Annotated in this window: 13 protein-coding genes; 2 read left to right on the top strand and 11 right to left on the bottom strand. The window is 63.9% G+C overall.

Features of this window, described 5'->3' with window-relative positions; all coding sequences use genetic code 11:
- Nucleotides 1-40: 40 nt before the first annotated feature.
- From EL22_RS07490 to EL22_RS07470, 4 genes are all read right to left on the bottom strand, one after another.
- Nucleotides 41-694: an HAD family hydrolase gene (locus EL22_RS07490; RefSeq protein WP_050050918.1), complete on the bottom strand. Its 654-nt coding sequence runs from the start codon at nt 692-694 to the stop codon at nt 41-43.
- Between the two features lie 672 nt (nt 695-1,366).
- Nucleotides 1,367-1,978, bottom strand: coding sequence for a translation initiation factor IF-2 subunit beta (locus EL22_RS07480; RefSeq protein WP_050050916.1), 612 nt, complete (start codon nt 1,976-1,978; stop codon nt 1,367-1,369).
- Nucleotides 1,979-2,054: 76 nt separating this feature from the next.
- Nucleotides 2,055-3,023, bottom strand: coding sequence for a formyltransferase family protein (locus tag EL22_RS07475; protein ID WP_231587905.1), 969 nt, complete (start codon nt 3,021-3,023; stop codon nt 2,055-2,057).
- Nucleotides 3,020-4,090, bottom strand: coding sequence for a polysaccharide deacetylase family protein (locus tag EL22_RS07470; RefSeq protein WP_082146707.1), 1,071 nt, complete (start codon nt 4,088-4,090; stop codon nt 3,020-3,022). Before EL22_RS07470 ends, EL22_RS07475 begins: the two co-directional genes overlap by 4 nt.
- Nucleotides 4,091-4,265: 175 nt before the next feature.
- On the opposite strand from EL22_RS07470, the gene EL22_RS07465 reads away from it, so the two are divergent.
- Together EL22_RS07465 and EL22_RS07460 are read left to right on the top strand one after the other, a co-directional pair.
- Complete coding sequence (locus EL22_RS07465) at nt 4,266-4,541, top strand: hypothetical protein (protein WP_050050915.1); 276 nt, start codon at nt 4,266-4,268, stop codon at nt 4,539-4,541.
- A 169-nt stretch (nt 4,542-4,710) separates the two neighbouring features.
- Nucleotides 4,711-5,673 (top strand): helix-turn-helix domain-containing protein, encoded by a 963-nt coding sequence (locus tag EL22_RS07460; protein ID WP_050050914.1) that lies wholly within the window; start codon nt 4,711-4,713, stop codon nt 5,671-5,673.
- A gap of 36 nt (nt 5,674-5,709) precedes the next feature.
- On the opposite strand, the gene EL22_RS07455 is transcribed toward EL22_RS07460, so the two are convergent.
- From EL22_RS07455 to EL22_RS07425, 7 genes are all read right to left on the bottom strand, one after another.
- Entirely contained in the window at nt 5,710-6,765 is a 1,056-nt protein-coding gene (locus tag EL22_RS07455) for a GNAT family N-acetyltransferase (protein ID WP_050050913.1), read from the bottom strand.
- A gap of 239 nt (nt 6,766-7,004) precedes the next feature.
- Entirely contained in the window at nt 7,005-8,069 is a 1,065-nt protein-coding gene (locus tag EL22_RS07450) for a hypothetical protein (RefSeq protein WP_050050912.1), read from the bottom strand.
- Complete coding sequence (locus EL22_RS07445) at nt 8,066-8,611, bottom strand: signal peptidase I (RefSeq protein WP_050050911.1); 546 nt, start codon at nt 8,609-8,611, stop codon at nt 8,066-8,068. Before EL22_RS07445 ends, EL22_RS07450 begins: the two co-directional genes overlap by 4 nt.
- A gap of 7 nt (nt 8,612-8,618) precedes the next feature.
- On the bottom strand, nt 8,619-9,365 hold the full coding sequence (locus EL22_RS07440; protein WP_050050910.1) for a TasA family protein: 747 nt from the start codon (nt 9,363-9,365) through the stop codon (nt 8,619-8,621).
- A 24-nt stretch (nt 9,366-9,389) separates the two neighbouring features.
- On the bottom strand, nt 9,390-9,932 hold the full coding sequence (locus tag EL22_RS07435) for a TasA family protein (RefSeq protein WP_050050909.1): 543 nt from the start codon (nt 9,930-9,932) through the stop codon (nt 9,390-9,392).
- Between the two features lie 321 nt (nt 9,933-10,253).
- Nucleotides 10,254-10,985, bottom strand: a complete 732-nt coding sequence (locus EL22_RS07430; protein ID WP_156184073.1) for a hypothetical protein — start codon at nt 10,983-10,985, stop codon at nt 10,254-10,256.
- A 225-nt stretch (nt 10,986-11,210) separates the two neighbouring features.
- Nucleotides 11,211-11,822, bottom strand: a complete 612-nt coding sequence (locus EL22_RS07425; RefSeq protein WP_050050907.1) for a hypothetical protein — start codon at nt 11,820-11,822, stop codon at nt 11,211-11,213.
- Between the last annotated feature and the right edge of the window lie 102 nt (nt 11,823-11,924).

Below are 11,924 nucleotides of genomic sequence, written 5' to 3'. Positions count from 1 at the left end.
CGAAACGCCTCCTGCTTCCGAGACGGAACTCCGACGCGGCTCACTCCCACAGCCCCCCTCCCTTGAATCGTCGAGGAAGCGTCTCGAGGGACTCGCCCCCGGATTCGCCGTCCCCGAGAACGAGTGCGGTGCCGCCGACGGCTTCGACGCCGGCGTCGGTCGCCGGGTCGTCGCCGACGTGGACGAGGTCGGACGGCGCGGCGCCAAGTCGATCCGCGGCCACCTCGAATATCTCGGGGGCGGGTTTTCGCCAGCCGCAGCCGACGCTGGTCACGACGGCGTCGAAATCGTCGCGGCTCACGTCCGCTCGGACCAGCGTTCGGCCGACGAGTTCGGGCACGCTGCAGTTCGAGCAGATCCCGACCGGTCCCGGTCCGTGTTCTCGAGCCGCCTCGATGGCCGCTCGAGCGCCGTCTCTGCTCTCGACCTCGGGGTCGAACGCGGCGACGACGGCCCGTCGCGCGGCGTTGGCCGGACAGTCGACGCCGCGGCTGTCGAGCGCTCGAGCGACGTGGGCCGGGAGCGGGATCTCCGCGCCGTCGGGTGCGTCGATGTGCATCTCCGCGTAGGCGTCGGACCAGTCTGACGGCACGTCGACGCCCCGCTCCGTGAGTTCTGCGGCGACGGCCTCGGCCGGATCGTCGGGTCGGGACACGGTCACGAGCGTGCCGAACAGATCGAACGTTACTCCCACGCGTGTGTAACTGGCGCAAGCTGACTTTAGTTTCGCGGTCGGCCGACGGTTCCTCGAGTCGGACCGACACGTTTCCCGAAGTCGAACCGGAAGTTCCCACAAGTCGAACCGGAAGTTCCCGCAAGTCGGACCGACACGTTGCCGGAAGCTCTGCGAGTCGGGCCGGAGGTACCCGCGTCGGATCGATTGATACCCGATCGAACGACTGGCGCGCGCGGACGGTGCTGGCGAACGCGGTGAGCCAGCACGGTCGACTCGTGCGAGGGACGGCGCGAGCGGAGTGAGCGCCGAGGCTGGGGAGGGGGAGGCCCGGTCCGGGTGGGATCGAAAGGGGTCGACTCGTTCGGGACGGCGGACGACGCAAGCACCGCAGGAGCGAAGCGACGAGAAGCAGCGAGGCCCCCGACCGAACGAGTCGGGGGCTTTCAGAGAGATCGGTCGAGTAGAGAGATCGGTCGAGTCACGCTGCGTCGCTGATTCGCTGCGTCGCTGATTCGCCGGGTCGCTGCGTCGCTCGAGTCGCTCTCGACCACTACTGGCTCCCGATCACTATCACTCCCGATCGCGAACTCACGCTCGAGTCACCGTCAACTGTCACGAACTCGAGAACGGTCCTGCGAAACGACCCGCCGCAGAAATACAACGGACCGGCTCCGAAAATTCGAACCCGAACTAGTCGCGCCGGGCGAACGCGAGGTTGCCCGAGATGTTCTTGATGTAGATGTCGACCACGTCGCCCTCGTCCGCGCCGGGGACGAAGATCGTGTACTTGCCCTTCTCCGCGACGCCGTCGCCCTTGCGGCCCGTGCCGGTGATCTCGACGGTGTAGGTCTGTCCTTCCTCGACGGCCTCGCGCTGTTGTTGTTGCTGGCCGCCCGCAGAGCGCTTGGTGACCGGTCGGAACGCACCGCAGGCGTCACAGCGCAGCATCGGCGTGCGATCCTCGCGGACCAGACGGGTGTCCGGCAGGCCACACTCCGAACAGAGGACGTACTCCTCGACGTAGGCGTCGACGACGGCGTCGAAGTCCGTCTGGGAGAACGATCCGTTGTACCGGGCTCGACCCTCCTCGAGTTTCCCGCTGGTCCCCAGTTCGCGCTGGACGAACCGGTGGAGGTGCTCGGTCTCTCGAGAGAGCACGTCCGCGATCTCCCCGAGGTTGGTAAACCGGGTGAACGCGCCGTCTTTCTGCGGCTGGGCGTCGGGAATCTGCAACCGTTCTTCGTCGCCCCCGATGTCGGGGACGTTCTCCATCGCGCGGTCGAGACTCGATTCGTAATCCATATCCGGGCAAACGCCTCGGGAACGTAAATCCGTTCTGCTATGGTGGTCCGGGCTCGAGCAGGCCGCGCCCGATCCGTCAACGGCGACCCCAGCGCCCGCGAACGTTCTTCGCCAGCGTACGCACTGCGAACCCGGCCTCGCGCCGCGATTTCGTCGAGTAGTACGGCCCGAGCGAGTCGGGCACGGTCGGTTCGAACGCCGGCTCGCGGAGCGATTCGATCCCGGTCGCGAGCAGTTCGATCTCGAGTTCGTGCACCCGATCGTAGACCTCCCACAGGGTCGCACAGTCGTCGATGTCGATCCAATCCTCCGCAACGATCTCGCCGCCGTCGATCTCGTCGGTGAGTCGCTGCAGCGTCGCGCCGATGCTCGAGCGGTCGTCGACGAACGCCTTCGGCGGTCCGAGTCCCCGATATCGTCTGATGTCCGCCGGGTGGAAGCTCAAGACGCCGTGTTCGGTCGCGGTAAGGATGTCGCCGCGAACCAGCCCGAAGCCGAACCTGACGACGACGTCACACTGCTGTGTAGCGGCCTCGACCGCCGATTCGGGGAGTTCGTTCCAGTCGCCGTCTTCGATCGGGCGAACGCGGCGAATCGTCGACGATTCGAGGCAGTCGATCGTCCCGACCCGTTGGCGATGCTCGAGCGGATGCGATTCGGCTCCGAACAGCTCCGCGAGTTTCCGCTCGGCGACGACCAGCGACCAGGCCCGCTCTCGGGCGAGCAGCGACGCCCCCAGTCGGATCGTGTCCACGCCGAAGCCGCCGTTGATCGCCGACGCTGCCGCGTCGGGATCGACACCGGGGTCGGCGGGGGCGGCCACCAGCACGAGCGGGATCTCTATATCCGTCCGCTCGACCGCCCGCTCGAGTGCGCGGATCTGCCAGCGCTCGAGGTAGGGATCGGCGAGGAGACAAACCCGGCGAGGGCCCGTTTCGGGCTCTGATTCAGTCAGTGAGTCGATCGCCATGGCTGGGTCGGTTTCCGTCGCCGAATCGGTCTCCGGCGCGCGATCGACATCCAGCCGTTCTCGTGTCGCAGTCATCGGTCCGGTAAATCACCCGCGTTGGTGGGAGACTCCGAGGAACGGGTCTGGAGCGGTGTCTCGCCGGCGGTACGACCGCGGTGCCCGTTCGAGTCGGGGGCTCGATCCCGGTATCCGGTCGGGTCGGTGTGTGCGTCGGATTCGGCTCTCTCGCGGGCCGAAAGCGTCTCGAGGGTCTCCACAACGGTCCCGTCGGGCTGACTCGTCGCGTCGTAGAACGTCCGCGGCGGCCCGACCCACGCACCCATCTCGAGGGCGCGCTCGATCAGCCAGCGGTAGGTGCCGCCCCAGCCGGGGAAATCGGGGTCGTAGAACGTTCGCTGGTGCCAATCGAGCACGAGGACGCCGGTTTCGTTGCACACCTCCTTGAGGATCCGCTCGCAGTTGTCCCTGATCCCCGACATCGTCCCGGCCGATTCCATGGTCGTCTGGTCCATAATCGTCCACGGGAAGACGACGAACTCGTCGTCGAAGGGTCGGCGCAGTTCGTGGCCGTACTGAAAGTCGAGGCTGTGCGGGTCGGCCAGCGAGGCGTCGTAGTCGAGCCCGATTTCGCGGTGGTGGTCCCAGGTCTCGGGGCGGGCGAGGTTCAGGTAATGTTGGCGGTTCCCGCGAACGGGTCGACCCGTCGCGTCCTCGATGCGTTCTTTCTCGTACCGAAGCCGGGCTGGGTCTCGTGGAGAGGTAAACGACCCCTGTAACCCGACCTCCCAGCCGCCGTTCTCGAGGCTCTCGAGCGTCGCCGCCAGTTGCGGATCGGTGACGTCGTAGCGACCGGAGTAGCGACTCCACCCCGAGAGCGTCGCCCACTCGCGCTTGGGTCGATCCGCGAGGCGACGTTCGTCGAGGACGTAAAACGCCGACCTGACCCCGAGCATCGACTCGAGGGCCATGATTCGTTCGAACTGCCAGTAGGGGTTCTTGGCGGACACCAACCCGGCGAGGTGACGCGGGTCTCGCTGTGAGAGACTATCGAAGAGGTAGTTCTGTGGCGTCTTGTAGACGCGATCGATGTCGTGGGTGAGACAGAGCGCGAACGCGTATCCTCCGTCTCCGCGTGAACTCATACCGAAACGTCACCCCGACCGGAAGTAAATAGACTCCGTCGATTCGCAGGGAGCGAGTCGCGGGCGTCACAGCAGGCGGCGAAACCGGAGCGAATCGTCGGCGACGCACCGCCTGCAACCGGCGGCCTGAAACTGCAGGTAGAACCGTTTCACGTGGATCGGCGCTAGACCGCGTATGTCAGACCCAGATCGGGATCCGGCGGAGAAACCGACTCGAGACGAGCAGACGGCCGAACGCGAGGGAAAGACGATCATCCGCGACTCGGCCGGCATCGCCACCGTTTCGATCGTTCTCATGCTCGCGATCGTCCTGGCGATGATGCAAACGAGCGGGATGATCAGTCTCTTCGCACCCGACGGCGCCGGAATCCTCTGGGGCATCCTTCTCGTTCTCGGGCTCGTCGTGATCGGGGTCGTCGCCTGGCGCTTGAATGCGGTCGGCGGTCACTGATCGCCCGCTCGCCGATCGTACTGTGCGAACGGCGAGTCAGTTGGAAACCCCGATAGCGTCGGTCGGAAATCTCGACGGGAGACGAGGATCTAAGTATAACATAGTGGTGTAACCACCATCTCGTAGCATATTCCCGCAATTTCAACTAATATGCGCCCGTGAGCGAGTTATGGACCCAGCTTCGTCGTTTCCCGACGACGCCTTTCGAGTGTTGAGCCACGACGTCAGACTCATCGCACTCGTTGCTCTCGAGGACGCCCAGACGGCGGATTCGTTCGCCGCGGATCCGGTTTCGTACTCCGAACTCGCAGACCGGGTCGACGACTACCACGCCGAGGCGTTCGACCGCGACGCGGGGAACTTCGACTACCACTTGCGAAAGCTCCGGGACGCCGAGTTCATCAGCCGGGTTGACGGCGGGTATCGAATCAGGCAGGCTGGCGTACAGGTCGTTCGAGCCATCAGGGCGGGCGATATCACCGACCGGGGCGGGTTCGACACCGTCACCATCGACGAACCGTGCCCGTACTGCGGCGGAACATCTGCGATCACCCTCGAGGACGACTGGCTGTTCATCCACTGTCTGGACTGCGTGGGGGCGTTCGCACAGGACGAGTCGCTCCCGGCGGGGACGCTTGCGGGCTTCGAGGTCTCCCCCACCGGGATTCGAAACCGCGAACCGCTCGAGGCGTTTCGAACCGCGTTTCGCATGGGAATGCAGGTACACCGGCTGTTCGCGGCGGGTATCTGTCCGGAGTGTAGCGGGACGACGACGACCCACACGCTCGAGACGTGCCCAGCGCACGATCCGGGAGAGAACGGCGTTTGTCCGGAGTGTGGCCGAACTACTGAGGAGTTCTTCGCGGTCTCGTGTGATGTCTGCCAGCGGTCGCTGATGAGCTTTCCGGCGATCGTCGTCGCGACCGATCCGCACGTCATCGCCGTGATGTACGAACGGGGCCGCGACGTCACCGATCAGACCTGGGTCGCACTGTCGAAACCCCCCGACTGGCCGTCTCGCACCGTCGAGACGGATCCCGCCGTACTCGAGTACACGATTCCGGTTCCCGACGGCGAGGCGATCCGCGTTCGGCTGGACGAATCGCTAACCGTCACGGTCTGTAACCCCTGATACCCCGACTCAATCGGGGAGAAAAACGAACCCGGTCTAGAAGACCGGCGCGATCTCGTCGCTCTGGATGTCCGCCCCCGTCACCGCAACCGACAGTTCCATCACGCCGTCGTCGGGAGTCAGCGCGAGGGCGTCCGCCAGTCGCCCTACTGGGTCGTAGTTCAGCATGATTCGGTTTGCCCCCTCGGAGTCGGCGCGCACGATTTGCCATATCACCCGAGCCGCGGCTTCGTGGCCGGGCGCGTACCAGAGATCCGAGAGCATCGTCATTCGAAGCTCCTCGCTCTCGGGGATCGCGCTCGGAAGGGACTCTGCGTCCTCGAGTGCAGGCGGTAGCGACTCGAGGACGAGTCGCATCAGTTTGTGCATCTCGGAGACGAAGACGCCGGCCACGACCTCGCCGTTTACCGTCGCGACGAGATAGCGATGGAGCGGCTCGTCTATCGGCGACTCCGCGAGCCGGTCGCCGAGTTCAGCCGGCGAGTACGGCCGGTAAAGATCAGTGTCAGCGTAGAACTCGTTCGATCGATCGACTGCGGCCGACCGCTCGTCGGGACTGGCATCGTGAACGTCGTACTCGAGCGAGTCGGGCGCCGAATCGAGCGGCTCCGCAGGGTACATGACGTACTCCCAGGCGAGCGAATCGGCCCACGACGACGCGACTGCTCGCGAGGGGTCATTGCCGTGCTGGATGTTCGCAAACGCGACGCAGTCCTCACCGAGGCGTCCTCGAGCGTGCTCGAGCCGGCGTTCGACGAGCCGTTTCGCCAGTCCCCGACCGCGATAGTCGGGGTGGACCGCGAGCGCGTTCAACAGCGCGGTCGGTCGCAGTTCGCCGCCGAACCGAGCTTCAGTGAGCGAGACGAATCCGACCCCGACGATGTGGTCCGCGGTCGTTTCGGCCACGAAGCCGGTCGATTCCGGCCTGAGTCCGGCGTACGCCCGGTACGGATCGTGTGAAAACCGCGGCGCGAAGCTGACTGCGCCCTCGTCTGGACTATTCGCGAAGAGGTCACCGATCGCCGCCCCATCGGCCGGTGTCGCCGTTCGAATCGTCACGTCGCTCCCGTCAGTCGTCGATCTGGTAGTCATAGTGTTGTGTGTCGACTATTGAACGACGGTCGTCGATACCCGGAGACGGTCGGCGGGATCCGCAAGCGTATCGAGTAGATGCCCGCGCTCACGGTGAGTCCCCTGCGGTTCGTTCGCCCCGTGTCCGTCCCACCCTAGCTGGTCGTCGACCGCACCATGTTACACAGTATCAATAGCCACTACAACGACACCATTCAACTGTCAATACTGTTCCTATTGACGTATTTGCTGCCGCCGCGTCAGCTCACGTCGCTGCGTCGCGACGACCGGTCGTCGCTCTCGGCTTCGCTCGTGGCCGTCGTTTCGGTGTCCAATCGCGCGTCGTCGGTATCGTCGACTTCGGTATCGTCGACTTTGGTGGCGCTGTCAGTTCCGGCGTCGCTGTCAGTTCCGGCGTGGTTGGTGTCAGACGTGCCGAGCGATTCCCCGTCCGACGCAGTCTCGTCACGATCGGACGAATTGGTGGCAGATTCGTCGCTATTGGTTTCCTCAGTCTCGATTCGATCGGCTGTGCGCTCGTCCGTCGAAGTCGCGTTCGGCGTCGGTTCGGTCCCCGACTCCTCGTCTACGATGTCGTCTTCGGTATCGGCGCCTGGCCACCCCGACTCGTTTGCACTGGTGATCGAATCGCCGATCCCGTTTTCTCCGCCCGGCCGTTCGCTCACGGATTCGTTCGAGTCGTTACTCGACCGCTCGGTCGAATCGGGATTCGATTCACCCTCGTCAGGACCCGGTACAGCACGCTCGACCGTTTCAGCGTCCGAGTCGCCGCCCTGCTCGTCCGAGCTGTTGCCTTGCTCATCCGAGTCGCCCTGATCGCGGGACGGGCCGTGTCCGGTAGTTCCCCCGCCCGGTTCGAAGATCCGAACGGGCGTAGACGCTTCGAGTTCGGACCCGTTCTCGAGCGTCGCGGTTACCTCGAGGGTCGGTTCGCCCGCCCCACCGGCGTCGGCGACGGCCTGTGCCGTCGGTTCGAGCAAGCACTTCTTCGGATTACAGGTTCTGACGGGAGCGTCCACGGACTGGCCGTCGACCGTCACGACGATCGTCTCGGGGTCGATCGTCGAACCGGCCGGCTGCTCGAGATGGATCGTCGTCGTCCCCTGATTCGAGGTCGAAAGCGATCGTGGGGTGAACTGCAGGTCGCCTCGCGTCGGCTTCGGGTCTGCAGCCGAGATCTGGCCACCGTCGCTCGAGGCCTGATCGCTGAAGTACGCGCCCGAAAAGCCAGTCGAACTTACGAGCACTAACACGGTGATCGAGAGGACGGCGAGTTTCGATACTGTCCCGATCGAGCCGGTCATCGGTCCGCTCGTTCGTCCTCGAAGAGGAGTTCGTACAGTTCGTTGACGACCAGAAGCGTACACGGTACCACGATCAGGAGCGCGATGCCGGCCCGCGTGCCCGCAAACGAAATGACGCGCCCGATGTAAGGGATCGAGAAGGCCACGACCCCGACGATCTGGTCCTCCTCGACCGGGGAGCCGTCCGGCGCGTTGTTGGCGTCGCCCTGCGTCACGAACTCGTGACCGCCGTCGGTTCGCTCGACGTCGACGACGCGGTGTGTCACGACGCTCGTGCCGTCGTCGGCACCGTACTCGCCGGGATCGGCCGCGTCGAACGTGAGCACGTCTCCCGTTTCGATGCTCGCCGGATCGCGATCCTGAACGATCACGACGTCGCCCGCTTCGATACTCGGACTCATACTGTTCGAGAGGACGACGTAGCTCGCGTCGGCACCGGCGACGGCCGGCACCGCGAAGACGAGAAAGGGAACCACCAGCGCGACCAGAAATGCCGCTCCTGCGACGCGTAGCGCCCGCCGTTTGCTGATCCCCGAACTCATCGTGGTGTTACGAGACCGTCCCGTCGAACGTCTGGCTCTCGTCCTGAAGGAGCGCGAAGTGAATGTCCGTCGTCAGCTCCGCACCCTGATACTCGTTGCCCATCTCCTCGCTAACCCTGAACGTGTACCCGAATGTCCGTCCGTCGTTGGCCGGATCGCCGTTCGTTCGCGGTGCGGGATGGAATCGAAGCTCCTGCCCTGCGAGATCGGCGGCGGTCATCGAATCGCCTTCGTCGAAGACATCGAAGAAGTCTTCGCCGTCGACCGTGAAATCGAAGTCGCTGGGCGGGTTTGCGTCGCTTTCGGAAAGCACCTCGTAGTCGGCGACGTACTCGGACCCTTCCCAGTTGAGCGTCGCTATCTCGAGGTGCTCTTCCATGCTCGAGGCGTCGCTGCCCTCGCCGGGCGTCGTCTCGTGTTCGATGTAGACGGCGAGACAGTCGGCGTCGACGCTGCCGGTGTTGACCGCGTCGCCGTCGAACTCGAGGTCCCTGTCGGCCCACTCGCCGTCGGCGACCTGCAACAGCGCGCGTTCGTCGCCGGGCGCGACGTCTCTGAACGAGTACTCATACGTGTAGCCGTTCGAGACCGACAGCTCCATCGTTCCCGCTTCGATCGCATTCCCGGTCGAGTGCTCGCTGTCGCTGAAGTACGCAAGCGTTCCCGCGCCCGCGCCGGCGGAGGCGAGACCGATACCCGCGACACCGGCCAACGCCCGTCGCCGCGTCAATACCGTCCGTGAGTTGTCTGTCATAGTGTGAAAAACGGTGATGGGCGATTACTCGTCCTGACCGGCGACCTGACGGAGCGTAAACGTGTGATCGATGTCGATCGACGCACCCTGCAGGTCGTTGCCCGCGTCGCTAGCGAACGTCGCACCGATCGTCAGGGTAGTGCTTCCGCCAGCGTCGATTCCGCCCAACGTGACTTCACCGGCAGCGAGATCAGCGAGCGTCTGCGAGGCGGGTGCGTCACCGTTGGAGTACTCGAACTCGAGGTCGATGTACTCCGCGAGGTCGGTGTCGCCCTCGACGGTGGTCTCGATCACGAGTTCCTCCGCGTCGATCGAGCCGGTGTTACTGAACGGTAGCTGGACATCGCTGTAGGACTCTCCCGGTGCGGCGTTCCCCCAAGTGTAGGAAAAGCCGTCGCCCGCGTTCACGTCGAGGTCGATCGTCCCCGCGGAGATCGTGTTGTCTTCGGCCGTTTCTTCGTCGCTGAAGAACGCCCAAGTACCCGCGCCAGCGGTTGCGCCCGCCGCGCCGACCAGTGCCGTACTTGCGAGAACTTTGCGTCGCGTCAGTTCGATATCTTTCTTCATTTGTCTCTCAACTGCGTTTTCACGCAGTAGCGACGAGGGGTGAGACGGCCTTTTGTATACACGTGCTGTGTTTTGGACAAAGAGGCTATACGATCGGACAATAGTCGTATACTGCCCGTATAGATCCTCTACGCCACCGAATTAGAGGGGGTCAGCCAAACACCGATAGCCGCGGTCGAACGGCATGGACCGCTCAGGCCAGTTCCGAACGAGGCCACGGACAACCAGTCGCTTACATACACAACAAATCCGATTGCACGCACAGCGCCAGCCGTTCTCGAGCAAACGCGGGGGAATCTACAGGCCGTAGCGGATGGGGCCTCAGGACGATTCGATGTGGGCGACTTCCGGCGGCGGCCCCTCCATGCCGAGTCGGTTCTGGCGGTTGCGATAGATGTTGACCGCGCCGATGACGGCGATTATCGCCGCGGTGAGCACCGCCCAGACGTCCCCCGAGATGGCGGCGAACGGCGGGAGTCCGAGCCATCCGAGAGCGGAGCCCGCTCCGAAGCTGATCGCGATGCCCGTGTAAAAGACGCTCCAGGGAATCTCGTCCTCGGGGACGACATCCATGTAGATCCGAAGCGTCCCCAGTTTCTCCGTGGGGTGGGCGACCATCTCGTGTGTGTCGTACTCGATGATCTCCATCTTGTCGAGTTTCGGTAAATGTGCCTGATGAAGCGCCGTGTACGTGCGCTTTCGCTGTTTCGACGTGATTTGTGCGCGCGGGATACCGTTTTCCCACGCCGCGATCTGTTCGGACAACGTTCGGAGCGAGACCGGCTCCCACTGTTGCATCAGATAGTGGACCGTAAAGCGCCGGCGACGATTGCTCAAGGCTTGATATGCGACCTCGCGATCGATTTGCGCTCGTTCTTCTCGAGCCATCTGCTGGGAATCCCGCCGACGTTTGTCTGTGAGACTCATGCCGCTCACCCCCAGGTTACGGTCTGCGATCGATCGGTTCCACTCGCGCGAGCGATAGGCGAGGCGACTCCCCAATCCGGCCGCCACTGGGGCGGTTCGCCCGTGTGTGTCAGTTCGTTCTCGCACGCAGATCTCGCGTCCACGCGCCGGTTCGACGTGATATGTCCGTTAGTAGTGTCGTCTGCTGACATTCTGGCTGTGACAAGGGATGTGCTATACTTTTGTATACACAGTATATCCGTGACAGGGTGTGTTTGCGGCGGCAACAAACAGCGTCTGTCAGGCTACAGTCTCCCTATACTGTTCGTAAGCGTCGTATACTACAGAAAATCGATTGAGCGGACGAACTCCTCACCGGGAGTCCGACCGTTCGACCTCCGGCGGCGGCGCCTCGATCGCGAACTCGTGTTGCCGATCGCGGTAGACGTGAACGGCACCCATCGCAGCGACGGTCAGGGAACCGACCAGCGCCCAGAGGTGGCCAGGAAAGAGGTCGAACGGCAGGAGTCCGAGCCACCCGAGGGTGGCACTCGCACCGAACACGAACGCGATGCCGATGTAGAAGACGCTCCAGGGGACGTCGTTTTCGGGAACGACGTCGATGTAGACCTGCAGCGTCTCGAGTTTTGCCGTCGGGTGTGCGACCATCTCTCGAGTGTCGTACTCGATGATCCCCATCTTGTCGAGTTTCGGTAGATGCGCCTGGTGGAGCGCCGTGTACGTGCGCTTTCGCTGTTTGGACGTGACCTGGGACGGTGGTATCGCGTTCTCCCAGGCAGCCACCTGTTTCGAGAGCGTACGAAGCGAAACTGGCGTTCGCTCTCGGAGTAGGTAGTGTACGATAAACCGGCGTCGTTTGTTGCTCAGCGCCTGATAGGCGGTTTCTCGACCGACTCGAGTGGTATCTTCTCCGCGATACTGCGTGTCGGTTCGCTCCGGCTGTTGCTGTTTCAGAGTGTTCATAGTCCCCCCGTACCGACTTAGCTCGCCGACAGACTGACACGAACTCTCCGTCGCCGGCCGAGTCGTGAAACCGGGTTTCTCCTCGCGTCTTCGTCTCCCAGT

It is taken from the genome of Halostagnicola sp. A56, assembly GCF_000691505.1.
In the GTDB taxonomy this organism is placed as follows: Archaea; Halobacteriota; Halobacteria; order Halobacteriales; family Natrialbaceae; genus Halostagnicola.
This window is presented reverse-complemented; position numbering and strand designations above follow the sequence as displayed.

Coding starts and splice junctions, on each gene's coding strand:
- EL22_RS07460 (WP_050050914.1), top strand. CDS start 4,711: ATGGACCCAGCTTCGTCGTTTCCCGACGACGCCTTTCGAGTGTTGAGC.
- EL22_RS07470 (WP_082146707.1), bottom strand. CDS start 4,090: ATGAGTTCACGCGGAGACGGAGGATACGCGTTCGCGCTCTGTCTCACC.
- EL22_RS07480 (WP_050050916.1), bottom strand. CDS start 1,978: ATGGATTACGAATCGAGTCTCGACCGCGCGATGGAGAACGTCCCCGAC.
- EL22_RS07465 (WP_050050915.1), top strand. CDS start 4,266: ATGTCAGACCCAGATCGGGATCCGGCGGAGAAACCGACTCGAGACGAG.
- EL22_RS07450 (WP_050050912.1), bottom strand. CDS start 8,069: ATGACCGGCTCGATCGGGACAGTATCGAAACTCGCCGTCCTCTCGATC.
- EL22_RS07440 (WP_050050910.1), bottom strand. CDS start 9,365: ATGACAGACAACTCACGGACGGTATTGACGCGGCGACGGGCGTTGGCC.
- EL22_RS07455 (WP_050050913.1), bottom strand. CDS start 6,765: ATGACTACCAGATCGACGACTGACGGGAGCGACGTGACGATTCGAACG.
- EL22_RS07425 (WP_050050907.1), bottom strand. CDS start 11,822: ATGAACACTCTGAAACAGCAACAGCCGGAGCGAACCGACACGCAGTAT.
- EL22_RS07435 (WP_050050909.1), bottom strand. CDS start 9,932: ATGAAGAAAGATATCGAACTGACGCGACGCAAAGTTCTCGCAAGTACG.
- EL22_RS07445 (WP_050050911.1), bottom strand. CDS start 8,611: ATGAGTTCGGGGATCAGCAAACGGCGGGCGCTACGCGTCGCAGGAGCG.
- EL22_RS07475 (WP_231587905.1), bottom strand. CDS start 3,023: ATGACTGCGACACGAGAACGGCTGGATGTCGATCGCGCGCCGGAGACC.